General features: G+C 75.1%; 20 protein-coding genes. 14 read left to right on the top strand and 6 right to left on the bottom strand.

Annotation, left to right across the window (positions count from 1 at the left end):
- The first annotated feature begins 544 nt into the window (after positions 1-544).
- Genes DNL40_RS00635 through cobA form a run of 8 tightly spaced genes read left to right on the top strand, consistent with a single transcriptional unit; the run spans position 545 to position 9,881 of the window.
- Positions 545-2,266: a nitrite/sulfite reductase gene (locus tag DNL40_RS00635; RefSeq protein ID WP_111249303.1), complete on the top strand. Its 1,722-nt coding sequence runs from the start codon at positions 545-547 to the stop codon at positions 2,264-2,266.
- Positions 2,263-3,171 carry a phosphoadenylyl-sulfate reductase gene (locus DNL40_RS00630; protein WP_245885546.1) on the top strand — a complete coding sequence of 303 codons (909 nt, stop codon included), beginning with the start codon at positions 2,263-2,265 and terminating at the stop codon, positions 3,169-3,171. The genes DNL40_RS00635 and DNL40_RS00630 overlap by 4 nt, the downstream gene beginning before the upstream one ends.
- 9 nt (positions 3,172-3,180) lie before the next feature.
- Complete coding sequence (cysD, locus tag DNL40_RS00625) at positions 3,181-4,122, top strand: sulfate adenylyltransferase subunit CysD (RefSeq protein ID WP_111249302.1); 942 nt, start codon at positions 3,181-3,183, stop codon at positions 4,120-4,122.
- Positions 4,122-5,486: a sulfate adenylyltransferase subunit 1 gene (locus DNL40_RS00620; RefSeq protein WP_111249301.1), complete on the top strand. Its 1,365-nt coding sequence runs from the start codon at positions 4,122-4,124 to the stop codon at positions 5,484-5,486. Before cysD ends, DNL40_RS00620 begins: the two co-directional genes overlap by 1 nt.
- Complete coding sequence (locus tag DNL40_RS00615; RefSeq protein WP_111249300.1) at positions 5,483-6,568, top strand: ABC transporter substrate-binding protein; 1,086 nt, start codon at positions 5,483-5,485, stop codon at positions 6,566-6,568. Before DNL40_RS00620 ends, DNL40_RS00615 begins: the two co-directional genes overlap by 4 nt.
- 4 nt (positions 6,569-6,572) lie before the next feature.
- Positions 6,573-7,361, top strand: a complete 789-nt coding sequence (locus DNL40_RS00610; RefSeq protein WP_111249299.1) for an ABC transporter ATP-binding protein — start codon at positions 6,573-6,575, stop codon at positions 7,359-7,361.
- Positions 7,351-8,283, top strand: coding sequence for an ABC transporter permease (locus DNL40_RS00605; protein ID WP_111249298.1), 933 nt, complete (start codon positions 7,351-7,353; stop codon positions 8,281-8,283). Before DNL40_RS00610 ends, DNL40_RS00605 begins: the two co-directional genes overlap by 11 nt.
- Positions 8,280-9,881, top strand: a complete 1,602-nt coding sequence (gene cobA / locus DNL40_RS16940) for a uroporphyrinogen-III C-methyltransferase (RefSeq protein ID WP_111249297.1) — start codon at positions 8,280-8,282, stop codon at positions 9,879-9,881. The genes DNL40_RS00605 and cobA overlap by 4 nt, the downstream gene beginning before the upstream one ends.
- A gap of 121 nt (positions 9,882-10,002) precedes the next feature.
- Here the strand turns inward: cobA and DNL40_RS00595 are convergent, their stop codons facing one another.
- Complete coding sequence (locus DNL40_RS00595) at positions 10,003-10,674, bottom strand: response regulator (protein WP_281268401.1); 672 nt, start codon at positions 10,672-10,674, stop codon at positions 10,003-10,005.
- The gene (locus tag DNL40_RS00590; RefSeq protein ID WP_111249296.1) at positions 10,671-12,140 is read right to left on the bottom strand and encodes an ATP-binding protein; all 1,470 of its coding nucleotides are present in this window, start codon (positions 12,138-12,140) and stop codon (positions 10,671-10,673) included. Before DNL40_RS00590 ends, DNL40_RS00595 begins: the two co-directional genes overlap by 4 nt.
- 217 nt (positions 12,141-12,357) lie before the next feature.
- Between DNL40_RS00590 and DNL40_RS00585 the strand changes: the two genes are divergently transcribed.
- Complete coding sequence (locus tag DNL40_RS00585) at positions 12,358-14,007, top strand: PspC domain-containing protein (RefSeq protein ID WP_111249295.1); 1,650 nt, start codon at positions 12,358-12,360, stop codon at positions 14,005-14,007.
- Positions 14,007-14,750, top strand: a complete 744-nt coding sequence (locus tag DNL40_RS00580) for a hypothetical protein (protein WP_111249294.1) — start codon at positions 14,007-14,009, stop codon at positions 14,748-14,750. Before DNL40_RS00585 ends, DNL40_RS00580 begins: the two co-directional genes overlap by 1 nt.
- Positions 14,751-14,928: 178 nt before the next feature.
- Here DNL40_RS00580 and DNL40_RS00575 read toward each other — a convergent pair whose 3' ends face one another.
- Positions 14,929-15,492 (bottom strand): aromatic ring-opening dioxygenase LigA, encoded by a 564-nt coding sequence (locus DNL40_RS00575; RefSeq protein WP_342766625.1) that lies wholly within the window; start codon positions 15,490-15,492, stop codon positions 14,929-14,931.
- A gap of 140 nt (positions 15,493-15,632) precedes the next feature.
- Here DNL40_RS00575 and DNL40_RS00570 point away from each other — a divergent pair, with 140 nt between their 5' ends.
- Positions 15,633-16,775 carry a glycosyltransferase family 4 protein gene (locus tag DNL40_RS00570; protein WP_111249293.1) on the top strand — a complete coding sequence of 381 codons (1,143 nt, stop codon included), beginning with the start codon at positions 15,633-15,635 and terminating at the stop codon, positions 16,773-16,775.
- Positions 16,772-17,296, top strand: coding sequence for a hypothetical protein (locus tag DNL40_RS00565; RefSeq protein ID WP_111249292.1), 525 nt, complete (start codon positions 16,772-16,774; stop codon positions 17,294-17,296). Before DNL40_RS00570 ends, DNL40_RS00565 begins: the two co-directional genes overlap by 4 nt.
- A gap of 85 nt (positions 17,297-17,381) precedes the next feature.
- Here the strand turns inward: DNL40_RS00565 and guaA are convergent, their stop codons facing one another.
- Both guaA and DNL40_RS00555 read right to left on the bottom strand, forming a co-directional pair.
- Positions 17,382-18,962: a glutamine-hydrolyzing GMP synthase gene (gene guaA, locus DNL40_RS00560; protein WP_111249861.1), complete on the bottom strand. Its 1,581-nt coding sequence runs from the start codon at positions 18,960-18,962 to the stop codon at positions 17,382-17,384.
- A 131-nt stretch (positions 18,963-19,093) separates the two neighbouring features.
- Positions 19,094-19,492 (bottom strand): DUF3817 domain-containing protein, encoded by a 399-nt coding sequence (locus DNL40_RS00555; RefSeq protein WP_111249860.1) that lies wholly within the window; start codon positions 19,490-19,492, stop codon positions 19,094-19,096.
- A gap of 168 nt (positions 19,493-19,660) precedes the next feature.
- Between DNL40_RS00555 and DNL40_RS00550 the strand changes: the two genes are divergently transcribed.
- On the top strand, positions 19,661-20,833 hold the full coding sequence (locus tag DNL40_RS00550; protein WP_111249291.1) for a MalY/PatB family protein: 1,173 nt from the start codon (positions 19,661-19,663) through the stop codon (positions 20,831-20,833).
- A gap of 14 nt (positions 20,834-20,847) precedes the next feature.
- Here DNL40_RS00550 and DNL40_RS00545 read toward each other — a convergent pair whose 3' ends face one another.
- Positions 20,848-21,735, bottom strand: coding sequence for an SURF1 family protein (locus DNL40_RS00545; RefSeq protein ID WP_245885545.1), 888 nt, complete (start codon positions 21,733-21,735; stop codon positions 20,848-20,850).
- Between the two features lie 238 nt (positions 21,736-21,973).
- Here DNL40_RS00545 and DNL40_RS00540 point away from each other — a divergent pair, with 238 nt between their 5' ends.
- Positions 21,974-24,466, top strand: a complete 2,493-nt coding sequence (locus DNL40_RS00540; RefSeq protein WP_111249290.1) for a phosphoketolase family protein — start codon at positions 21,974-21,976, stop codon at positions 24,464-24,466.
- Positions 24,467-24,534: the final 68 nt, after the last annotated feature.

Below are 24,534 nucleotides of genomic sequence, written 5' to 3'. Positions count from 1 at the left end.
AGAACCGCCGACCGGCGAGGCTTTTTGTCCCTAATGCCGCTTTCGCGGAGGGTACCAGTGCTGGCGAAGCAGTCACCAAGCACTGTGACGGGCTCAACAGGGCGACGGTGGATACCGGATCACTCGCGAAACCACTCCTGCAGCACACCTTCGCCGCCACACTCGATGAGCCGGGCTGCGTACCGGGAGACGTCGCGATGAGCCCGGGCGAACGAAGGCAGTCCACGCGCACGCTGCGCGTCGACTCCTGGCCAGAGCGCCGACCACCACGGAGCGCCGGGCGCGAACGTGATGTGCAGCAGCACGGTCAAGACGCAGCGAACCCCATGGACAACCCACGTCTCAAAATGCGGGCATTCCGCGGAACCTCTTGTCGGATCCGGCCGCGGCACGCACCATCACGCGCCATGCAGCCGACCACGCTCCCTGTCCCCCGCCGTTGCGGCGGGTGTCGCTAGGCGGCGGCCCGCGCGTCCTTCCTCGGGAGGCCCGGCCGTCCGCCTCCGACCGGCCCGCGCACGGAACTCCGACCGCGAAGGAACCCATGACCTCCCCTGCACGCACCTCGCCGCCCACCGCCGGCGCCACCGCCCGCCCGCCGCGCCCCTCGGGACGACCGAACGGCCAGTGGAAGGTCGACGGCACCACACCGCTCAACCACAACGAGGCGTTCAAGCAGGAGTCCGACCCGCTGGCCGTGCGCGAGCGCATCGAGTCCGTGTACGCCCTGCAGGGCTTCGACTCCATCCCGGACGACGACCTGCACGGCCGGTTCCGGTGGTGGGGGCTGTACACGCAGCGGCGCCCGGGCATCGACGGCGGCCGCACCGCCACCCTGGAGCCGCACGAGCTCGAGGACCGGTACTTCATGCTGCGCGTGCGGATCGACGGCGGCGCCCTGACCACCGAGCAGCTGCGCACCGTCGCCGGGATCAGCGAGGACTTCGCGCGCGGCACCGCCGACCTGACCGACCGGCAGAACGTCCAGCTCCACTGGGTCGAGGTGGAGTCGGTGCCGGAGATCTGGCGGCGGCTGGAGGCGGTGGGCCTGTCCACGACCGAGGCGTGCGGCGACGTGCCCCGCGTGATCCTGGGCAGCCCCGTGGCAGGGATCGCCCGCGACGAGCTGGTGGACCCGACGCCGGTGATCGAGGAGATCCAGCGCCGGTTCGTCGGGGACCCGTCGCTGGCGAACCTGCCGCGGAAGTTCAAGTCCGCGATCACGGGCCACCCCAGCCAGGACGTGGTGCACGAGATCAACGACGTCGCGTTCGTCGGGGTCGAGCACCCGACGCTCGGCGCCGGGTACGACCTGTGGGTGGGCGGGGGCCTGTCGACCGCCCCGCGGCTGGCCGAGCGGCTGGGCGTGTTCGTCGCCCCCGAGCAGGCCCCGGACGTGTGGCACGGCGTGGTGCGGGTGTTCCGCGACTACGGCTACCGCCGCCTGCGCAACAAGGCCCGGCTCAAGTTTCTGCTGGCCGACTGGGGTGCCGAGCGGTTCCGGCAGGTGCTGGAGCGCGAGTACCTCGGCCACCCGCTGCCGGACGGCCCCGCCGCCCCGGTGCCGGACCAGCCCGGGGACCACGTGGGCGTGCACGCGCAGAAGGACGGCCTGCGGTACGTGGGTGTCTCCCCCGTCGTGGGCCGGGTGTCGGGGCCGCAGCTGCGGCAGGTCGCCGACCTCGTCGAGGCCCACGGGTCGGGCAGGGTGCGCCTGACCCCGCACCAGAAGCTCGTGGTGCTGGACGTGCCTCCGGAGCGGGTGGACCCCCTGGTCGAGGCCCTGGAGGGCATCGGGCTCACCGCCCGGCCGGGGCCGTTCCGCCGTCGGGCCATCGCCTGCACGGGGATCGAGTACTGCAAGCTCGCCATCGTCGAGACCAAGGCCACGGCGTCCCGTGCGATCACGACGCTCGAGGAGCGCCTGGGCGACCTGGCGCACCTGACGCCCCTGTCGCTGCACGTCAACGGGTGCCCGAACTCCTGCGCCCGCATCCAGACCGCGGACATCGGCCTCAAGGGCCAGATCGTGCAGGACGACGACGGCGACCAGGTGCCGGGCTTCCAGGTGCACCTGGGCGGCGGGCTGGCCTCCCAGGACCGCGACGAGGCCGGCCTGGGCCGCACGGTGCGCGGCCTGAAGGTCACCGCGGACGGGCTGGCCGACTACGTCGAGCGGGTGGTGCGGCGGTACGACGCCGATCGCGCCGAGGGCGAGACGTTCGGCCAGTGGGCCCACCGCGCCGACGAGGAGGCCCTGCGATGACGGCGCACGGCACGGACCCGACGACGCGGCTCCCCGGGGTCGTGCCGGACACCGGCGCGCAGAGCGCCGCCGCGACCTCCCTGACCGGCGGCTCGACGGCGTCCCGGAAGGCGGCGTACGAGGCGCGCGAGCGTGCCCACGCCGAGCACCTGGCGGCGCGCGAGGCCCGCCGCGACGCCCGCGAGCGCCGCGACGTCGCCTGGCTGCGGGAGGTCGCGGCACGGGGTGCGGCGGAGCTGGGCGGCTCGGGCGTGGGGGCCGGTGACGAGGCGTCGGCCGCGCAGGTGGTGGCGTGGGTGGCGCGCGAGCTGGGCGGGGACCGTGCGGCGGTGGCGTGCTCGATGGCCGACGCGGTGCTGCCGCACGTGGTGGCTCGGGAGCTGCCGTGGGTGGACGTGCTGTTCCTGGACACGGGCTACCACTTCGTGGAGACGGTGGGGACGCGTGACGCGGTGGCGGCCACGCTGGACGTGCACGTGGTGGACGTGCGCCCGTCGCTGTCGGTCCCGGAGCAGGACGCGGTGCACGGCCGGGACCTGTTCGCCCACGATCCGGCGGCCTGCTGCGCGATGCGCAAGGTGGAGCCGCTGGCCCGCACGCTGGCGGGCTACGAGGTGTGGTTCACGGGGGTGCGCCGCGAGGAGGCGCCGACGCGCGCGGCGACCCCGCTGGTGACGTTCGACGAGAAGAACGGCCTGGTGAAGGTGAACCCCCTGGCCGCCTGGACCGGCGACGACCTGTACGGGTACGCCGCCCGCCACGGGGTGGTGCTCAACCCGCTGCTGGAGGACGGCTACCCGTCGATCGGGTGCGCGCCGTGCACGCAGCGGGTCGAGCGCGGGGCGGACCCGCGCTCGGGGCGCTGGGCGGGTTTCGACAAGACCGAGTGCGGGCTGCACACCTGAGAGGGACCGATGACCATCACGACGACCGCGCGGCCGGCGACCACGACCGGCACCCTGCCCCTGCTCGACGCCCTGGAGAGCGAGGCCGTCCACGTCATCCGTGAGGTGGTGGCCGAGCTGGAGCGCCCGGTGCTGCTGTTCAGCGGCGGCAAGGACTCCATGGTGATGCTGCACCTGGCGGTGAAGGCGTTCGCGCCCGCGCCGGTGCCTTTCCCCGTGCTGCACGTGGACACGGGCCACAACTTCCCGGAGGTCCTGGCGTTCCGGGACCGGGTGGTGGAGCGCCTGCGGCTGCGGCTGGAGGTGGCGAGCGTGCAGGACTGGATCGACGACGGCCGGCTGCGGGAGCGCCCGGACGGCACCCGCAACCCGCTGCAGACCCGGCCTCTGCTGGACGCGATCGCCACGCACCGGTTCGACGCGGTGTTCGGCGGGGGCCGGCGCGACGAGGAGAAGGCGCGCGCCAAGGAGCGGATCTTCTCGCTGCGCGACGAGTTCGGTCAGTGGGACCCGCGCAACCAGCGGCCGGAGCTGTGGAACCTGTACAACGGCCGGCACCGTCCGGGCGAGCACGTGCGCGTGTTCCCGCTGTCGAACTGGACCGAGCTGGACGTGTGGCGGTACGTGGCCCGGGAGGGGGTGGAGCTGCCGGGCCTGTACTACGCGCACGAGCGCGAGGTGTTCGAGCGCGACGGGATGCTGCTCGCGCCGGGCCCGTGGTCGGCGCCGCGCACACCGGCCGAGGCGGCGACGCTGCGTACCGAGACGGTGCGCTACCGCACCGTGGGCGACATGTCGTGCACCGGTGCGGTGCTCTCCGGCGCCGCGAGCGTCGACGACGTCCTGGCCGAGGTGGCCGCCACCCGTGTGACGGAGCGTGGTGCCACCCGCGCCGACGACCGCCTCTCGGAGGCCGCCATGGAGGACCGCAAGAAGGAGGGCTACTTCTGATGGCTGCTGCCACCGGGACCACGACCGCACCGACCTCGCACCGTCCCACGCCGGCGGGCGCCCTGGACGGGCCGGCCACGCTGCTGCGCATCGCGACGGCCGGGTCGGTCGACGACGGCAAGTCCACGCTGGTGGGCCGGCTGCTGTTCGACTCGAAGGCGGTGCTGAGCGACCAGCTGGACGCCGTCGAGCGCGTCTCGCGCGACCGCGGCCTGGAGCACGCCGACCTGGCGCTGCTGACCGACGGGCTGCGGGCGGAGCGCGAGCAGGGCATCACGATCGACGTCGCCTACCGCTACTTCGCCACGGCGACACGCTCGTTCGTCCTGGCCGACTGCCCGGGCCACGTGCAGTACACGCGCAACACGGTGACGGGGGCGTCGACCGCGGACGCGGTGGTGCTGCTGGTGGACGCCCGCAAGGGGCTGCTGGAGCAGACCCGGCGGCACCTGGCGGTGGCGGCGCTGCTGCGGGTGCCGCACGTGGTGGTGGCGGTCAACAAGATCGACCTGGTGGGCTGGTCGCCCGAGCGCTTCGAGGAGGTTGTGGCGCAGCTGCGGCGGGCCGCGGCGGCGCTGGGGGTCGAGCAGGTGCACGCGGTGCCGGTCTCGGCGCTGCTGGGCGACAACGTCGTCGAGCGGTCCGACCGGACCCCCTGGTACGAGGGGCCGAGCCTGCTGGGGCTGCTGGAGGACCTGCCGGCCGCTGACGCGCCGGCGGGCGAGCCGTTCCGCCTGGCGGTGCAGCACGTGATCCGCCCCCAGGGCACCGACGACGCCTACCGGGACTACCGCGGGTACGCCGGCCAGGTGGCCGCGGGCGTGGTGCGGCCCGGGGACGAGGTGGTGGTGCTTCCCTCGGGCCTGCGCACCACGGTGGCGGGCATCGACACGGCCGACTCCCTGGCCGCTGGTCTCGCCACCCTGCCCGAAGCCTTCGCTCCGCAGTCGGTCACGGTGCGCCTGGCCGACGACGTCGACGTCGCCCGCGGTGACCTCCTCGCCGCGGCCGACGGCGCCCCGCAGCCCACCCAGCACCTGACCGCGACGCTCGCCTGGCTCGCCGCCACCCCGCTGCCCGCGGGGCGGCGGGTCCTGCTCAAGCACGGCACCAGCACGGTGCGGGCCGTGGTCGAGGGCGTCCTCGGCCGGCTCGACCTCGACACCCTCGACCTCGGCGCGCTGACGCCGTCGGACCACCTGGTGCTCAACGACCTCGGCCGCGTGCGCCTGCGCCTGGCGGCGCCCGTGCCCGCCGAGCCCTACGCCCGTGCACGCCGCACCGGCGCGTTCCTGCTGATCGACCCCGACGACGGCGGCACGCTCGCCGCCGGGATGGTCGACGACGAAGGGAAGAACCCGTGACGACCTCCCCCTCCCGCCTGACGGCCCGCGCCCTGGCCGCCCTGCTCGCGCCCGCGGCGGCCCTGGGGCTCGCAGCCTGCGCCGGCCCGTCCTCGGCCGACGGGGCGGAGCCGGGCACGGGTCCTGCCGACGAGCTGCGGCTCGGCTACTTCGCGAACGTGACCCACGCCCCGGCGCTCGTCGGTGTGGCGGGCGGGTACTTCGAGGAGGAGCTGGGCGGCACCGCGCTCTCCACCGAGGTGTTCAACGCCGGGCCCGCGGCGATCGAGGCCCTCAACGCCGGCGCCGTGGACGCGACCTTCATCGGCCCCAACCCGGCGATCAACGCGTTCGTGAAGTCGGGCGGGCAGTCGGTGCGCATCGTGGCCGGCGCGACGTCGGGCGGCGCCCAGCTCGTGGTCCGCGAGGGCATCGAGTCGGCCGAGGACCTGCGCGGCACCCACCTGGCGACCCCGCAGCTGGGCGGCACGCAGGACGTGGCGCTGCGCGCGTGGCTGACCGAGCAGGGGCTGGCGAACGACATCCGGGGCGGCGGCGACGTGTCGGTGACTCCCACGGAGAACGCGCAGACGCTGACCCTCTTCCAGAACGGCCAGCTCGACGGCGGGTGGCTGCCCGAGCCGTGGGCCTCGCGCCTGGTGCTCGAGGCGGGCGCGCACGTGCTGGTCGACGAGAAGGACCTGTGGCCGGACGGCCGGTTCCTGACCACCCACCTGATCGTGCGCACCGACTTCCTGGAGCGGCACCCGGAGACCGTGGAGGCGCTGCTGCGGGGCGAGCTCGCGGCGATCGACGCGCTGGTCCAGGACCCGGACGGCACCAAGGTGCTCGTCAACGAGCAGATCGCGGCGGCCGCGGGCCGGCCCCTGCCGGACGAGGTGCTGGACCGGGCGTTCGCGAACATCGAGTTCACGGCCGACCCGCTCGCCGCGACGCTGCCGACGCTCCTGGCCGACGGCGTCACGGCCGGCACGACCACCGACGCCGACCTGACCGGCATCTACGACCTGCGGCTGCTCAACGGTGTGCTCCGGGCGACGGGCCGCGACCCGGTGCCGGCCGCCGGGCTCGGCGAGGAGTGAGGCCATGACCAGCGCCCCGGCCGGCACGACCACGACCGGCACGACCGGCACGACGACCGCCCCCGCGCCGGTGGCCACGCCTGCGCGGCGGCCCGCCGTGCGCCTGCGTGGCGTCGCCAAGGAGTTCGTCCCCGGCGCCCCCGTGCTCGACGGCGTCGACCTGGACATCGCCCCCGGCGAGCTGGTCTGCCTCCTGGGCGCCTCGGGCTGCGGCAAGTCAACGCTGCTCAACGTCGTCGCCGGGCTCGAGCGGGCTACGGCCGGCAGCGTCGAGTCACGGCCCGCCGCGCTGATGTTCCAGGAGGCCGCGCTCTTCCCGTGGCTGACGGCCGGGCGCAACGTGGAGCTGGCGCTGCGGCTGCGCGGGGTCCCCCGGTCCGAACGGCGCGAGCGAGCTCGGGAGCTGCTCTCGCTGGTGCGCCTGGACGGCGCCGCGGACAAGCGAGCGCACGAGCTGTCCGGCGGCATGCGCCAGCGGGTGGCCCTCGCCCGGGCGCTGGCGCAGGAGCGCGACGTGCTCCTCATGGACGAGCCGTTCGCCGCGCTCGACGCCATCACCCGCGACCTGCTCCACGACGAGCTGGAGCGCATCTGGCGCACCACCGGCCGCACCGTGCTGTTCGTGACCCACAACGTGCGCGAGGCCGTGCGGCTCGGGCAGCGCGTGGTGCTGCTGTCGTCCCGGCCCGGGCGCGTGGTGCGCGAGTGGCGCGTCGCCGACGAGGACGCCGAGCGCCTGCCGGGGCAGATCACCGACCACCTGCGCGAGGAGATCAGCCGCCATGCCCGCTGACACCACCGCCCCCGACGCTCCGCCGGACCCCGGCACCAGCGCGCAGGGCCGTGTGCCCCGCTCCCCCGACCTCGCGGGCGTCGAGGCCGGGCTGGACGCCCTGCAGACGCAGCCGGCACCCGCCCGCCGCGGCAGGGCCGCCCTCTCCCGCCTCTGGCCGCCCGTGCTGGCCGCCACGGTGCTGCTCGTCGTGTGGCAGGCCGTGGTGTGGTCGGGCGTGCAGCCCCTGTGGAACCTGCCCGGCCCCCGCCAGGTGGCCGACGCCGTGACCAGCGCCGCCGCGGACGGCACCCTCTGGGAGGCGCTGAGCACCTCGCTCGAGCGGGGCGTGCTCGGCTTCCTCGCCGCCGTGGCGATCGGCACCCCGCTCGGCGTGGTCGTGGCGCGAGTGCGCTGGGTCCGCGTCACGTTCGGGCCGATCGTCACCGGACTCCAGGTGCTGCCCTCGGTGGCCTGGGTGCCGGCCGGCATCATCTGGTTCGGGCTCTCGGACGCCACCGTGTACTTCGTCATCCTCATGGGGGCCGTGCCCTCCATCGTCAACGGCATCGTCGCGGGCGTGGACCAGGTGCCGCCGCTGCTGCGCCGCGTCGGCCAGGTGCTCGGTGCCGGCCGGGTCGCCATGGTCACCGAGGTGGTCCTCCCCGCAGCCCTGCCCGGCTACCTCGCCGGGCTCAAGCAGGGCTGGGCGTTCTCGTGGCGGTCGCTCATGGCGGCCGAGATCATCGCCGTCGGCGGCTCGATCGGGTTCGGGCTGGGCGCGTTCCTCCAGCAGGGCCGAGAGCTGGCCGACATGTCGCTGGTGCTCACCGCGATCCTGCTCATCCTGGCCGTCGGCATCGCCGTCGAGCTGCTCGTGTTCGCCCCGCTCGAGCGCGCCGTGCTGCGCCGCCGGGGCCTGCAGGCGGAGACGGCGTCATGACCGCGGCGACCCGCCGGACCACCGGCCGGGTGTGGCTCGTGGGCGGCGGCCCCGGCGACCCGGACCTCATCACGGTGCGCGGGCTGCGCCTGCTCGAGCGGGCCGACGTCGTCGTGGTCGACCGCCTGGCGCCCCGCGCCCTGCTCGACGACCTGCCGCGCGTGCGCGCCGGGCGCACGCAGGTGGTCGACGTCGGCAAGGACCCCGGCCACCACCCGGTGCGCCAGTCTCAGATCAACGAGCTGCTGGTCGAGCACGCCCTGGCCGGCCGCGACGTCGTGCGTCTCAAGGGCGGCGACCCGTACGTGCTGGGCCGCGGCGGGGAGGAGGTCGAGGCGTGCGTCGCCGCGGGCGTGCCCGTCGAGGTGGTGCCCGGGGTCACCAGCGCCGTGTCCGTACCGGCCCTCGCGGGCATCCCGCTGACCCACCGCGGCGTGGCGCGGGGGTTCACCGTGCTCTCCGGGCACGACGACGTCGCGCCCCTGCTCGACGGCGTGCCCGGCGGCCCCGAGCACACGGTGGTGCTGCTCATGGCCGTCTCCGGCCTGGCAGGCACCGCCGCCGCCCTGGTGGCGGGCGGGCGCTCCCCGCAGACGCCCGTGGCGATCGTGGAGGACGGCTACGGGCCACGCCAGCGCACCACCGTGGCCACGCTGGGAACCGCCGGTGCCCGCGCCGCCGCGGCCGGGGTGCGCTCCCCCGCCGTCGTCGTGGTGGGCGACGTCGTCACGCTCTCCCCGGCCTGGCAGGCACAGGGGGCACAGGGGGCACAGGGGGCGCGACGAGCGCACGAGCCGCACGACACGGCGCAGGACGAGGCACGGCCGGCCGGGAGGCCGGCGCAGGCGGACCGTCCGGCGGAGCAGGGCAGGCCGTCCGGGCGGGGCGAGCACGGGCGGTCCGCGGTGCGGGTGCTGCTCGCGACGTCGCACGGCACGTCGTCCGACGACGGCGCCCGCGCCGTCTCCGCGCTCGTCGACGCCGTCGCGGCACGCCTCGGCGACGAGGCGGACGTGCGCCCGGCGTTCGTGGACGTGCAGCAGCCGGACCTGCCGGCGGCGCTCGCCGCGGTGCCGCCGGACCGGGAGGCCGTCGTCGTGCCGCTGCTGCTCTCGGCCGGGTATCACGTGCACGTCGACGCCACCCAGGCCGTCGCGGCGCGGGGCGGCGCATCCCTCGCCCCGGCCCTGGGGCCCGACGACCGCCTCGTGGACGTGCTGGCCGACCGGGCGGCCGAGGCCGGGCTGGGGCCGGACGACGAGCTGGTGCTCGTCGCCGCCGGGTCCAGCGACGCCCGCGCGCTCCACGGCTGCGAGGAGACGGCGTCACGGCTCGCCGCACGCCTCGGCCGGCCACGGTCACGGGTGCGCCTCGCCTACCTCAGCGCGGCCCGTCCCCGGGCGGCCGACGCCGTCGCCGCGGCCCGCGCCGAGCGTCCCGCGGCGCGCGTCGTCGCGCTGCCCTACCTGCTCGCCCCCGGGTTCTTCGTCGACCTGGCGGCCAAGGCCGGCGCCGACGTCACGGCCGCGCCGCTGCTCACCGGCGGCGCCCCCGACCCGCGGCTGGTCGACCTGGTCGTCGAGAGGTTCCACGGCTGAACGGAGGCCACCGACGCACCAAGGGCGCGCTGAGGGGCGCCGAGGGCGGCTCGGGGCCGCCCGGGCTGGGCGCTTGTCCGTCCCCGGGCGCGCCCGGGCTGCGCCCCACGCGGCCCAGGCGTCAGAGGATGTGGCGCGCCGCCGCCCAGCGCGTCAGCTCGTAGCGGCTGGAGAGCTGCAGCTTGCGCAGCACCGCCGAGACGTGGGTCTCGACCGTCTTGATCGAGATGAACAGCTCGCCGGCCACCTCCCGGTAGGAGTAGCCGCGGGCGATCAGGCGCATGACCTCCTGCTCGCGCTTGGAGAGCCGGTCGAGCTCGTCGTCCGCCACCGACACCTCGCCGGCGGCGGTGCCGAACGCGTCCAGCACGAACCCGGCCAGGCGCGGGGAGAACACGGCGTCGCCGCCCGCCACCTGCACCACGGCCGCCGAGAGGTCGGACGCCGAGATGTTCTTGGTGACGTAGCCGCGAGCGCCGGCACGGATGACGGCGACGACGTCCTCGGCGGCGTCGGACACGCTCAGGGCGAGGAACCGGGTGCCGCCGAGGAGGTCGGCGCACTGGCGCACCACCTCCGCGCCGCCACCGCCGGTACCGCCGGGCAGGTGGACGTCGAGGAGCACCACGGGCGGGCGCTTCTCGCGCACCACGGCGATCGCCTGGTCCACGTCGGCAGCCTCGCCCACCACGGTGACGCGCTCGTCGAGGGAGGCGCGCACCCCGGTGCGGAACATGTGGTGGTCGTCCACGAGGACCACGGGGACGGGCAGGGCCACGTCGGGGGCGTTCACGGGCGGGCTCCTTCGTCGGGGCGGGTGGGCGCTGCGGCGGGAGCCGGTGCGCCCGGGACGGTCGGGGGCACGGTACCCGGGGCGGCGGGGCCGCCGTCGCGCGCTGCCGCCTGGTCGGGGCGCGCCGCCGCCTGGTCGGGGCCCTGCGCAGAGGCCGACGCGTGGGGCGTCGCGGGCGCGGGCTCGCGCGGCATGCGCAGGCGCACCTCGGTGCCCCAGCCCGGCCGGCTGGTGACGTCGGCGGTGCCGCCGCGACGGCGCACGCGCCCCAGGATCGACTCGCGCACGCCGAAGCGGTCAGAGGCGATGTCCTCCATCGCGAACCCGTCACCGCGGTCACGGACGAACACCTCGGCCGCGGCGTCGGAGACCTCGAGGTAGACAGTCACGGGCGGGCGGCCGTGGGCGACGGCGTTGACCAGGGCCTCGCGCGTGGCCTGCAGCAGGGCGGTGGTGGCCTCGGTGGGCACGCAGTCGCCCACGACGACCACGTCGACGGCGACAGGACCCGCGTCGTCGGCCGCCGGCTTGCCGACACGGCCGTCCTCCACCTCGGCCACGAGCGAGCGCAGCTCGGCGGCCAGCGACGTGCCCGGCTCGCGCCGGTCGTCGTACAGCCACTCGCGCAGCTCACGCTCCTGCGCGCGGGCCATGCGGGCCACGGTGTCGGCGTCGTCGGCACGGTTGCGGATCAGGGCGAGGGTCTGCAGCACGGAGTCGTGCAGGTGCGCGGCGATGTCGGCGCGCTCGGCCTCGCGGGCGCGAGCGGCGCGCTCGTCGCCCAGCTCGCGAGCCAGCCGCAGCCACCACGGCGCCAGCACGAGCGCGAACCCCGTCAGGACGGCGATCGAGGCGAACGCCGCCTGCACCACCGCCCAGCCCGGGGTGTCCTGCCCCACGAACAGCAGCACGCCGGCCAGGACCAGCACCAGGCCGCCTGCCAGCCGGGTCAGCGCCGGGCCCCGGCCGCGGTCGCCGCCGTCCGGGCCGGCGCCGCCGCGCTGCAGGCTGTCGAGCTGGCTCCAGGCGAGCGCCAGGCCGCCCAGCGCGAGCACGGACGGCAGCACCCACGACTGGCTCCAGTCCCAGCCCGCGCGGACCGCCACCAGCACGGCGGCGCCCACGAGCAGCACGGCGCCCACGAGGATGTCCCGGCGTTGCATGCGCGCCACCGGCCCGGACAGCCGCAGGCGCGGCGCGAGCCGGTGCATGGCCGCCGGCTCTCGGGCGGCCGCGGCGTCACGCGGGTCACCCGTGGGCACCGTCACCCACCAGAAGACGTAGACGGCGACGCCGGCACCACCGGACAGCGCCAGCAGCACGACCAAGATCCGCACCACGGGCAGAGGCAGGCCGGTGTGTGCCGCCACGCCCGCGCACACGCCTGCCACCCAGCGGTCGCGCTGCGGCCGCCGCAGGGGCAGGCGGGCAGCGCCGCTCTCGGGACGTCCGGTCGTGGTGCTCACGCCCCGATCGTGGCACGTCCGCAGCACGAAGACGCCCCTCCGGGACACGAACCAGGGTGCCGGCACCCTCGCTCCGGGCACCTTTCAGGGTCGGCTCAGGGCAGCACCCCATGTCCCGGCAGCGGCGGGCGAGCAAGGATCGAGGCATGAGATCGCACCACCGGAGCACGCGGGGCACCTCGCCCCGCAGCGCCCACGACGTCCCCGGAGGCTCCCGATGAGCGCGCCGTTCCCCCCGCCGCACGAGCCCGGCCCCCGGCCGTCCGGCGCATACGGCCCCCCGCCTCGCCCCACGGGGCCCGCCGGAGACCGGTTCTTCGACTCGGTACGCCGGTCCGGGATCGCCCGTTCCGAGGACCGGTGGGTCGGCGGCGTCGCCGGTGGCGTGGCCGAGCGCCTCGGGTGGGACCCCCTCCTGGTGCGCGGCCTGCTGATCGTCAGCTTCTTCCTCACCGGGGCCGGCCTGGTGGCCTACGCCATCGGCTGGGCGCTGCTGCCCGAGCGCAGCGACGGCCGCATCCACCTGCAGCAGGCGCTGCGCGGCGACTTCGACGTCGCACTGCTCGGCTCGGTCGCGGTGCTCCTGACCGGCTTCGCCTGGGGCGACGGTTTCGCCTCCTGGTGGAGCACCGGCTGGGACTGGTTCTTCGGCATCTTCTGGCTCGCCGTGTGGGGCACGGTCGCCTGGCTCCTGTTCCGGTACCTGCGCGAGCGTCACCGCGACCGGCAGCAGGCCGCCCACGGTACGGCTGCCCACGGCGCGGCTCCCTGGGGCGCGGCGCCGTCCGGCCCCGGCGCACCCGGCACCCCGGGGCACGAGGGCGGTCCCGCGCCGGAGGCTCCGCGCCCGGCGACCGGCGCGCCCGGAGCTGCCGCGCCCGGCCCCGCCGCGTCTGGCACGTCCGGCACGTCCGGCAGCGACGACCCGCTGCACGACGACGCCGTGCCCGCGCACGGCTCGGCAGCGCGAGCCTCGGCCCCGGAGCCCGGCCGTACGGACCGCGAGCCCGTGCAGACCGCGCCCGCTCCGGGTGCGCCGCCGGTCTACGCCTCCCCGTACCTGCCGTCCGGTGCGCAGACGGGCTACGTGCCCCGCCCGCCGGCCGGGCCACCGGTGCCGCCGCCCGCCCCGCGCCGCCGCGAGATCGTGCGCGGCCCCGGCGGGCGCACGGTGGGTGCCGTCGTCGGCCTGGTGCTCATCGCCGGGGCGGCGCTCCTGGCCCAGCAGCGCACAGGTGTGGTGCTGCCGTGGCTCGGCAGCTCCTACGACGCCCCTCTCACCTGGCTGGGCGTCGCCCTCCTCGTCGTCGGGGCCGGCATCGTGGTCAGCGGCGTGCGGGGCCGGTCGAGCGGGTGGCTCGGGTTCTTCGCGATCGTCGGCCTGGTGGTGACCCTTCCGTGGGGCTTCCTCTCCGGGCGGCCCGTCACCCTGTGGGACGGCGTGGTGGTGGTCGACGGCCAGCCGCTGCGCGTCGCCACCGACGGCGCTGCCGAGATCACGGAGGGCACCATCACCGCGCGGTCGGTGGCCGAGGCCCAGGAGGGCTACCGCGTGCAGTTCGGCGACCCGACCGTCGATCTGTCCGAGCTGGACCTGACCGACGTCCCGCTGGGCGAGCCCGTCGAGGTGCCCGTCTCGCTGACGGCCGGCGACGTCACCGTGATCGTGCCGCGCGACGAGGCCGTCGAGGCCGAGGTGCGGCTGATGGCGGGCCAGGTCGTCTGGCGGCTCGACGGCGAGGAGCGCTCCGTCAGCCGCGTCGGGGGCGGCACCTCCCACCTGCACTCGGACGAGGCCGTCGACGGTGCCCGTCTGCGGCTCCTGGTCGGCGCGGGAGCCGGCAACGTGACCATCGAGGAGAAGTGATGAGCCAGAACCCGAACCACGACGACCCCACCGAGACCGCAGCGCCCGAGGACGCCGCGGCCGACGACCCCGCGCAGACGCAGGTGCTCCCCTCCGGGGGCACCCGCCTGCTGGGCCCTGACGAGACGCGGGCCGACGCGCACGACACGCAGGTGCTCAGCCCCGAGGACACCCAGGTCCTCGATGCCGGCGACGGCACGGGCGACGGCACGGGCCGCAGCGCCCGCCCGGACGAGCCGCTCTCGGTGTTCGACGTGCCCGACGTGCCCGACGACGAGCGGACCGTGGCCGCCGCAGGCACCGCCCCGTTCGGGACGACACCGCCCTACGACGCGCCGTCCGCCGCCGCTCCCCAGCACGCGACTCCCTCGCCCGGCGGGTCGCCGCACCCCGGACCCTTCTCCAGCGGGACGCCCTACGGCGCGGCACCCGGTGGTACGGGCGACGGCCCCGGCGCCTACGGCCCGGGAGCCTACGGCCCTGGGTATCGGGGACAGACCGGCTGGGCGCCGGCGGCGACGCCGCCCGCGCCCCTGGTCCGCACCACCCCGCGCACGGGCACGATCGTGTGGGGCTTCATCGTCCTCGCCGTCGGCCTCGGGGTGCTCGCCGTGGCGGCGGGCGCCCGCATCGACGTCGGGCTCGCCACGATCCTGCTGCTGGCGGTCGCAGGGGCCGTGCTCGTGGTGGCGTCCGTGGTCAGCGGCATCCGGCGCCGCAACCACGCCGACGGCGACGCCTGAGCCTGTCTCCCACCAGCCCCCCGTGCCCGAGGCGGCTAGGCGGTGGCTAGGTGGTGGCCAGGCGCCGACGGGGCGGGGGCCGGACCGTGCGCACGGTCCGGCCCCCGCCCCGTCGGCGTCGCCCTGGCCCCAGGGCTTCCGGGCCCTGACGTGGACCCTGCCCCGTCAGCCCGGCCCGTCAGCCCGGCCCGTCTGCTCCGCTCGGGCGGGGCGTGGCGACCGGCGGCTGCGCCGAGGCCGGGTCGGCGTGCCGGCCGGCCACCCCGCCTGCCGCGGGCACAGGGTGCTCGGGCGCGCTGACGGAGACCTCGGGACGGCCCGCGAGCCGCCGCAGCGCCGTGCCCAGCAGCACGAACAGCACACCGAGCGCCACCACCAGGGCGCAGAGCCCGAACGCGACGACCGACGTGAACAGCGAGGCCCGCAGGAACGAGGCGGTCATGACCACCTCGCGCAGCGGGTCGCCCTGCTCCAGCTCCGCGTACGTGCGCCCACCGCTCTCCGCGAGGGCGTGGTGGTTGATGATGTCGGCCTGCGCGTACGCCGTGAGCGGGCCGCGCACCGGCTGGCCGTCGAGGAACCGGGCGTCCTCCGCCACGGTGATGTCCTCGTCGGCGAGCTGCGAGGCGACCAGCACCCAGACGCCGACCCCGGCGAGGATCATGAGCAGCCCGGCGAGGATGCTGACGAGGCCGATCCCTCGGACCCCGCCGGTGGGACGTACTGTGACGGTGCTCGACATGGCGATCCACTCCTCCGGAGTCCCTGGTGGACGACGTGACGGGTCGTTGTGTCGCACGTCACGCTAACGACACCGGGCGCTCGCCGCCCGGTGAAACGCCAGGTGGGCGCCCCGTGAGCCCCGCCAGAAAGGAGCCGGCCGTGCGAGTGCTGCACCTGAGCGACTCCTACCTCCCGCTGCTCGGCGGCATCGAGACCCAGGTGGCGCACCTGGCGCGGCGACAGGTCGCCGCGGGCCACCAGGTCGACGTCGTCACGACGACGCCCTCGGAGCCCGGTGCGCGAGGCTGCACCACCGCCGTCCAGGACGACGGCGTGCGCGTCCACCGCATCGCGGCACGCGTGCCGGGCGGCTTCCCCGTGCACCCCCGCTCCACCCATCACCTGCTGGCGCTGGTCGAGCGGCTGGCGGCGGCGGGCGAGCGCCCCGACGTCGTCCACGTGCACATGGGGATGCTCGCGCCCACGGCACAGGCCGCGCTGCGCCCCCTGACGCGGCGCGGGCTGCCGACCGTGCTGACGGTGCACAGCGTGTGGGGCCGCTGGTGGCGGGCGTTCGCCGCGCTCGACCGGGTCACCCGCTGGTCGCGCTGGCCCGTGGCCTACACCGCCGTCAGCCACCTGGCCGCCGGGTTCGTCGAGCGGGCCGCCCACGGCACGCCCGTGACGGTGCTGCGCAACGGCGTCGACCTCGCGTGGCGCGCCGAGCGCGTGCCACCCGGCGAGCGCCCCACCCAGGCGTTGCACGTGGTGGCCGCCAACCGGTTCGCCCCTCGCAAACGGGTGCTGCCGATGCTCGAGGCCCTGCGGTCGGCGGCAGGACGCCTGCCCGCCGGCGCCCTGCGCGCGACGGTCGCGGGCGAGGGGCCGGAGCTCGATGCCGCCCGGCGGTACGTCGCCCAGCACCGCCTCGACTGGGTCGAGCTGCCCGGGCGCCTGAGCCCCGAGGCGCTCCACGACCTGTACGCCCGCGCCGACGTCTACCTGGCGCCGGGCGTCCAGGACGCGTTCTCGGTGGCGGTCCAGGAGGCCTGGGCGGCGGGCCTCGCCGTCGTGAGCCGGTCGCAGTCCGGCGCCGCCGAGCTGCTGGAGGACGGTGTGTCCGGCCTGCTCGCCGCCGACGACGACGCGTTCGCCGACGCCGTCGTACGGCTGGCGACCGACCGGGCCCTCCTGGAGCGGGTCGTGGAGCACAACCGCTCCGCCGCCCCGCCCACCGCCTGGCCGCAGGTGCTCGCGGACACCGACGCGGCGTACCGCCGTGCCGCGGAGCTGGCCCGGTGACGGGCCTCGACGACCTCCTCGGCACCGACAGCCTGACGCCGGCGCCGCAGGGGGCGCGCTGGGCCGACGTCCGCGACGTGCCGCCGCAGACCCTGCCCGACGTCCTCCTGGAGCACTGGGAGGACCTGCACCCCAAGGACCTGCGCTCCGCCGTCCGGGAGGCGTGGACCTCCCAGGACGACCCGGAGGCCCTGCTCGACGCCGAGACCTGGGCGGAGCTGTTCGACGAGGCCGGCTACCAGGTGGACGGGCGGCCCGCCGACAAGGAGAGCGACCTCGAGCCGCTGATGGACGACGTCGTGCTCACCCTGTACCGCGCGGCTCGCGAGCCGCGCGGCCTCGGCTGGACCACCGACCTGCGCGCGGCGCGGGCCGCAGCGGCACGCGACGGCGGGCGGGTCTGGCGGGTGGCGCTCGGCCCCGAGTACGTGCTCGCGCGGTTCACCGACCCGTGGGACGGGACGGAGCAGCTGGTCGTCGACGTCACCGACCTCGACGGCGGGGACTTCCGCCCCGTGTGACCGTCGGGACGCGGCGAGCCGCCCCACCACCCGGTCAGGTCGGTGGGACGGCTCGCCGGTCACTCCCGGCCGAGAGCCGGAGGGATCACTCCCACTCGATGGTGGCCGGCGGCTTGCTCGTCACGTCGAGCACCACACGGTTGATCTCGCGCACCTCGTTGGTGATGCGGGTCGAGATCGTCGCCAGCACCTCGTAGGGCAGGCGGGTCCAGTCGGCCGTCATGGCGTCCTCGGACGACACCGGCCGCAGCACCACGGGGTGCCCGTAGGTGCGGCCGTCGCCCTGCACGCCGACCGAGCGCACGTCGGCCAGCAGCACCACCGGGCACTGCCAGATCTCGCCGTCGAGGCCCGCCTTGGTGAGCTCCTCGCGGGCGATGGCGTCGGCCTTGCGCAGGATGTCCAGGCGCTCCGCGGTGACCTCGCCGATGATGCGGATGCCCAGGCCCGGGCCGGGGAACGGCTGACGAGAGACGATCTCCTCCGGCACACCGAGCTCGCGGCCCACCGCACGCACCTCGTCCTTGAACAGGGTGCGCAGCGGCTCGACCAGCTCGAACTTCAGGTCCTCAGGCAGGCCACCCACGTTGTGGTGCGACTTGATGTTGGCAGCGCCCTCGCCGCCGCCCGACTCCACGACGTCCGGGTACAGGGTGCCCTGGACGAGGAACCGGACCTCCTCGCCGTGCTCCCCCGCCTCCGCGATGATGTCGCGCTGGGCGTCCTCGAAGACGCGGATGAACTCGCGGCCGATGATCTTGCGCTTGGTCTCCGGGTCGCTGACCCCGGCCAGGGCGTCGAGGAAGCGCTTCTTCTCGTCCCGCACCACGAGGTTGACGCCGGTGGCGGCGACGAAGTCGCGCTCGATCTGCTCGACCTCGCCCTCACGCATCAGGCCGTGGTCGACGTGCACGCAGGTGAGCTGGTCGCCGACGGCCTTCTGCACGAGCGCCGCGGCCACCGCGGAGTCCACGCCGCCCGACAGCGCGCAGATGACGCGGGCGTCGCCCACCTGGGCGCGGATGGCGGCGACCTGCTCGGCGATGACGTTGCCCGGCGTCCAGTCGGGCGCCAGCCCGGCACCGTCGTACAGGAACCGCTCCAGCACCGCCTGGCCGTGGGCCGAGTGCTTGACCTCCGGGTGCCACTGCACGCCGAACAGGCGGCGCTCGCGGTCCTCGAACGCGGCCACGGGGGCGCCTGCCGTCGTGGCGAGCACCTCGAAGCCCTCGGGCGCCCGGTGCACGGAGTCGCCGTGGCTCATCCACGCGTCCTGCTTCTCCGGGGTGCCAGCCAGCAGCACGCCCGCCGAGCACACCTCGACCGGGGTGCCGCCGAACTCGCTCAGGCCAGTCCTGGCGACCTCGCCGCCCAGCGCCTGCGCCATGACCTGGAAGCCGTAGCAGATACCCATGATCGGCACGCCCGCCTCGAACAGCGAGGCGTCGATGCCGGGGGCGCCGTCGGCGTACACCGAGGCCGGGCCGCCGGAGAGGATGATCGCCGCCGGGTCCTTGGCGAGCATCTGCTCGACCGGCATCGAGTGCGGCACGACCTCGGAGTAGACCTTGGCCTCGCGCACGCGGCGAGCGATCAGCTGCGAGTACTGCGCACCGAAGTCGACCACGAGCACCGGACGGTGCTGCTCGGCGACCTCCGCGGCGATCTGCGCGGTGGTGGGCGCGTCGGCCGGCGCGGGGGCGCCGGAGGCGTTGTCAGGGGCGGTGGCGGGCGTCGTCACCACACCAGTCTAGTTGCGCGCGGGACCGCCGGGCGGTGGCGTCCCTCACCGAACGCTCAGGCGCCGGCGACCTCGTAGCGCTCGGCGAGCCCGGCGAGCTTGGCCTCGCCGTCGGCGTGCACGCGGCGCTCGACGACGAACGACATGAGGGGCACGACGCCGCTCAGCACCATCGTCGTCAGGCGGCCCCAGCCCCAGCGCATCACGGACCACAGGTGCAGCACGGTGACCAGGTACACCACGTAGACCCAGCCGTGCACGATGGGGATCCAGCGCAGGTAGGTCATGACGCCGTCGACGTCGACGAACTGGCCGATGGCGTACTTGATCACCATCTCGACGACCAGGATCAGGAGCATCACGCCCGTGACGAGGGCCATCGTGCGGTAGCGGGAGAGCGCTCCCCGGGCCTTGCGGATGGCGGTGGCGGCCTGTTCGGCGGAAACCTCGGTCACGCCCACCAGCGTAGGTGCCTGCCCGCGCGAGGAGAGCCCCTCACTCGGGGGCAGTCTCGTGACGGGCACCACACCACGACGCTGCGACACCGGGACACCGCTCCGCTGAGACAGGGCTCCACCGGACACGGCTCCACTGCGACACGGCTCCACTGGGAGACTGGGCACATGCCCCGGGACACCGAGCTCGACGCCATCACCGTGGACTCGCTGCGCGCCGCCGGCAGCGTCAAGTGGACGGCGTTCCCCGACACCCTGGGCGCGTTCGTGGCCGAGATGGACTTCGGCACCGCTCCCCCGGTGGCGCGCGCCCTGCACGACGCCGTCGACCGCGGCCTGCTCGGCTATCTTCCGGGCCACCTGGAGGTGGGGATGCAGCGTGCGTATGCCGCGTTCGCGCTCCGCCGGTTCGGCTGGGAGGTGGACCCGCAGCGGGTGCGGCCCGTGCCAGACGTGCTGGTGGCGTTCGAGGCGGTGCTCACCCACTTCACGCGCCCCGGCTCCCCGGTGATCCTCCCGACGCCGGCCTACATGCCGTTCCTGCCCCTGCCGGCCGACCTGGGACGCGAGGTGCTGCAGGTGCCGCTCGTGCCGGACGAGGCCCACGGCGGGCGGTACGCCTACGACCTCGACGCGCTCGACGCCGCGTTCGCCTCCGGGGCCCAGCTGCTCGTGCTCGTCAACCCGCACAACCCCACCGGCCGCGTGCTGGAGCGGGCAGAGATGCTGGCGATCAGCGAGGTGGTGGAACGGCACGGCGGGCGGGTCTTCGCCGACGAGATCCACGCCCCGCTGGTGCACCCTGGCCACCAGCACGTGCCCTACGCGTCGGTCTCCGCCGCGACGGCGGCGCACACGATCACCGCCACCTCGGCGTCGAAGGCGTGGAACGTGCCCGGGCTCAAGGCGGCCCAGCTGGTGCTCTCGGACGAGGCCGACGCCCGGCGCTGGTCCCGCGTGGGCCGGTGGGTCGAGCACATGGTGGCCACCCCGGGCGTGGTGGCGCACACGGTGGCGTACGACGACGGCGAGCCGTGGCTGCAGGACGTGCTGCGGTACCTGGACGGCAACCGCCGGCTGCTGGGGACGCTCGTGGACGAGCTGCTGCCCGGGGTCCGGTACACCCCGCCCGAGGGCACCTACCTGGCGTGGCTGGACGTCCGGGGGGCGGGTCTGGACCAGCCGGCCAGGTTCTTCCGGGAGGCGGCGGGCGTCGCCCTGACCGACGGGGCGGACTGCGGCCGGGCCGGCGAGGGGTTCGTGCGCCTCACGCTGGCGACGCCGCGTCCGGTGCTGACGGAGATCGTCGAGCGGATGGCGGACGCGCTCGCAGCGCGCTGACGGTCGGGGCGGGGTCAGCCGGGCAGACCGGCGATCCCTGCGTCCTTGCCGCGGCGCGGGCGGGGCGCCGTCCCGCCGGGCTGCTCGGCCCCGGCGCGCGCGGCGGCGAGCTCGTCACGGGCCAGGCGCACCCACAACGCGAGGGCGAACAGCCCGAACACCCACCACTCGACGGCGTAGAAGAGGCTCTGGAGGTTCACGCCCGCGCCCTCGACGACGGGCCGGGGAAGCGCGGCAGGGCCGCCGTCGGCGGCAGCGACCTGCGGAGGCTGCGAGCCGGTGACCACGAGGTACCCGTCCCAGATCGGCCCGCCCCAGAGGTTGACGAGGGAGGCCGTGGAGATGGCGTCGGTGACGGGCGGGCCGCCCGGTGCCGGCGCGGGCGCGGGCCTGCCGGAGGTCGCCTCGCCCGCCTGGAGCCACCCGGTGATCCGCACCTGTCCCGTGGGCACCGCGAGGCCCGGCGCGTCGGACGCCGAGGGCACCCAGCCGCGGACGACCGGCAGCACCGGGGACCCGGAGAGGTCGGCCCAGGAGGCGCCGCCGGTGCCGTCGTCGTCCACGCGCAGGGGCGTGAGCACCAGGTAGCCGGTGCGCCCGTCGAGCGCACGGCCCTCGACCAGCATCTGCCCCTCCGGCTCGTAGGTGCCCGAGACCCAGACCGAGCGGCCGACGACGTCGCCCGACATGGCGGACTGCGGGGCGACCAGGGTGCCCAGGCCGACGGGCTGGGCACCCACCTCGGCCGCGGCGTGCTGCTCGGAGAGGTCGGCGCGCTCGTAGGCGCGGTCGAGCTGCCAGATCCCCAGGCGCACGCAGAGCGCGACGGCGAGGACGGCGACGACGAGGGCGCCCAGCAGGGGCAGCCGCAGCAGCGCGCGGGCGGTGGACGGGCGGGGCACGGCCCCACCGTATCGAGGCCGCGCGCCGCGCGACGAGGCCGCCGGCCCGGATGTGCCAGGGGTCACTCGCCCCGGGGCGGCGCGGACGCCACCTGCTGTGATTGGATGTGGTCAGTCCACACCGGGAGGGTGGTGCACCGCTCCCGCCGTGGGCTCCGTCTCCGCCTGCGGACCCGCAGGTTGTGCGATGGAATGAAGGGCGCGGACGCCGCGAGTCCCCAACCGACGGGAGCGTGTGATGACGACGACGACAGCCACCACGAAGGCCGCCTGGCGAGCCACGGGGGTGGCGGACCTCTCGGAGGAGGCCCTCGAGACCATCGACAGGTGGTGGCGCGCCGCCAACTACCTCTCCGTGGGGCAGATCTACCTGCTCGACAACCCTCTGCTGCGCCAACCGCTCCAGCGTGACCACGTCAAGCCGCGCCTGCTCGGCCACTGGGGCACCACCCCCGGCCTCACGTTCCTCTACGCGCACCTGAACCGCGCGATCAAGGAGCGCGAGCAGTCCACCGTCTACGTCACCGGCCCCGGTCACGGCGGCCCCGGCCTCGTCGCGGCCTCCTACCTCGACGGCTCCTACTCCGAGACCTACTCGGACATCACGCAGGACGCCGAGGGCGTGCGCCGGCTGTTCAAGCAGTTCTCCTTCCCCGGCGGCATCCCGTCCCACGTCGCCCCCGAGACCCCCGGCTCGATCCACGAGGGCGGTGAGCTCGGCTACGCCCTCTCCCACGCCTACGGCGCCGCGTTCGACAACCCCGACCTGCTCGTCGCGGCCGTCGTCGGCGACGGCGAGGCCGAGACCGGGCCCCTGGCCACCAGCTGGCACTCCAACAAGTTCGTCAACCCCGCCACCGACGGCGTCGTGCTGCCGATCCTGCACCTCAACGGGTACAAGATCGCCAACCCGACGGTGCTCGCGCGCATCCCCCAGGAGGAGCTGCGCGACCTCATGGTCGGCTACGGCCACAAGCCGTACTTCTTCGAGGTGGCCGACGACTCCACCGAGTCGCACCGGGAGATCCACCGCCGGTTCGCCGCGCTGCTCGACGAGGTGCTCGACGAGATCGCCGCCATCAAGGAGCGCGCCGCCGGGGGCGACCTCTCCCGCCCCGCCTGGCCCATGATCGTGTTCCGCACCCCCAAGGGCTGGACGGGCCCCGCCACGATCGACGGCAAGAAGACCACCGGGTCGTGGCGCGCCCACCAGGTGCCGCTCGCCAACGCCCGCGACACCGACCAGCACCTCGCCGACCTCGAGGCGTGGCTGCGCTCCTACCGCCCCGAGGAGCTGTTCGACGACGAGGGCAAGGTCCTCGACGACGTCGTCTCGCTGACGCCGCCCGGCCACCTGCGCATGAGCGACAACCCGCACACCAACGGCGGGCTGCTGCTCAAGGACCTGCGGCTGCCGGACTTCCGTGCCTACGCCGTCGACGTCCCCTCCCCCGGAGGGGCCATCGCCGAGGCCCCCCGTGTGCTGGGCAGCTACCTGACCGAGGTGGTGCGCCGCAACCCCGACAACTTCCGGATCTTCGGCCCCGACGAGGTCGCCTCCAACCGCCTGCAGGCCGTCTACGACGAGACCGACAAGCAGTGGAACGCCGAGTACCTGTCGGCCGAGGTGGACGAGCACCTGGCCCGCGCCGGCCGCGTCATGGAGATGCTCTCGGAGCACCAGGTCCAGGGCTGGCTGGAGGGCTACCTCCTCACCGGCCGCCACGGCCTGCTCACCAGCTACGAGGCGTTCATCCACATCGTCGACTCGATGTTCAACCAGCACGCCAAGTGGCTCAAGGTCACCAACCACATCCCGTGGCGCCGGCCCATCGCGTCGCTCAACTACCTGCTCTCCAGCCACGTGTGGCGCCAGGACCACAACGGGTTCAGCCACCAGGACCCGGGCTTCATCGACCACGTGGTCAACAAGAAGGCCGAGATCGTCCGGGTGTACCTGCCGCCGGACGCCAACACCCTGCTGTCCACCTACGACCACTGCCTGCGCAGCCGGCAGTACGTCAACGTGGTGGTCAGCGGCAAGCAGCCGGCACCGCAGTTCCTCACCATGGACGAGGCGATCGAGCACTGCACGCGCGGCCTCGGCATCTGGGACTGGGCGGGCACCGAGGCACCCGGGGAGGACCCCGACGTCGTGCTCGCCGCCGCCGGCGACGTGCCGACGGTCGAGGTGCTCGCCGCGGCCGACATCCTGCGCCGCGAGCTGCCCGACCTGAAGGTCCGCGTCATCAACGTCGTCGACCTGATGCGGCTCCAGGACGAGAAGGAGCACCCGCACGGCCTGTCGGACAAGGAGTTCGACACGCTGTTCACCACGACGAAGCCGATCATCTTCGCGTACCACGGGTACCCCTGGCTCATCCACCGCCTGACCTACCGCCGCAACGGGCACGGCAACATCCACGCCCGCGGCTACAAGGAAGAGGGCACCACCACGACGCCGTTCGACATGGTGATGCTCAACGACCTGGACCGGTACCACCTGGTCATCGACGTCATCGACCGCGTGCCCTCGCTCGGCTCCCGCGCCGCCGGCCTGCGCCAGCGCATGCAGGACGCCCGCATCCGCGCCCGGGCGTGGACCCGCCAGCACGGGGAGGACATCCCCGAGGTGCGCGACTGGGTGTGGCCCGACGTCGGCGAGACCGGCACCCGCAAGGGCGGCCCGCAGTACCACGCCGCACAGGACACCGGCGGGGACAACGAGTAAGGCCCTGCCAGAGCCCGGCCGGGGGACCCCCGGCCGGGCTCGCCACTGCCGGGCGCGCCACGATGCGC

The sequence above is a fragment of the Xylanimonas oleitrophica genome (assembly GCF_003244315.1).
Taxonomy (GTDB): domain Bacteria; phylum Actinomycetota; class Actinomycetes; order Actinomycetales; family Cellulomonadaceae; genus Xylanimonas_A; species Xylanimonas_A oleitrophica.
This window is presented reverse-complemented; position numbering and strand designations above follow the sequence as displayed.

Coding starts and splice junctions, on each gene's coding strand:
- DNL40_RS00575 (WP_342766625.1), bottom strand. CDS start 15,492: ATGTCGAGCACCGTCACAGTACGTCCCACCGGCGGGGTCCGAGGGATC.
- DNL40_RS00580 (WP_111249294.1), top strand. CDS start 14,007: ATGAGCCAGAACCCGAACCACGACGACCCCACCGAGACCGCAGCGCCC.
- cysD (WP_111249302.1), top strand. CDS start 3,181: ATGACCATCACGACGACCGCGCGGCCGGCGACCACGACCGGCACCCTG.
- DNL40_RS00630 (WP_245885546.1), top strand. CDS start 2,263: ATGACGGCGCACGGCACGGACCCGACGACGCGGCTCCCCGGGGTCGTG.
- DNL40_RS00620 (WP_111249301.1), top strand. CDS start 4,122: ATGGCTGCTGCCACCGGGACCACGACCGCACCGACCTCGCACCGTCCC.
- DNL40_RS00550 (WP_111249291.1), top strand. CDS start 19,661: ATGCCCCGGGACACCGAGCTCGACGCCATCACCGTGGACTCGCTGCGC.
- DNL40_RS00605 (WP_111249298.1), top strand. CDS start 7,351: ATGCCCGCTGACACCACCGCCCCCGACGCTCCGCCGGACCCCGGCACC.
- DNL40_RS00585 (WP_111249295.1), top strand. CDS start 12,358: ATGAGCGCGCCGTTCCCCCCGCCGCACGAGCCCGGCCCCCGGCCGTCC.
- cobA (WP_111249297.1), top strand. CDS start 8,280: ATGACCGCGGCGACCCGCCGGACCACCGGCCGGGTGTGGCTCGTGGGC.
- DNL40_RS00635 (WP_111249303.1), top strand. CDS start 545: ATGACCTCCCCTGCACGCACCTCGCCGCCCACCGCCGGCGCCACCGCC.
- DNL40_RS00610 (WP_111249299.1), top strand. CDS start 6,573: ATGACCAGCGCCCCGGCCGGCACGACCACGACCGGCACGACCGGCACG.
- DNL40_RS00540 (WP_111249290.1), top strand. CDS start 21,974: ATGACGACGACGACAGCCACCACGAAGGCCGCCTGGCGAGCCACGGGG.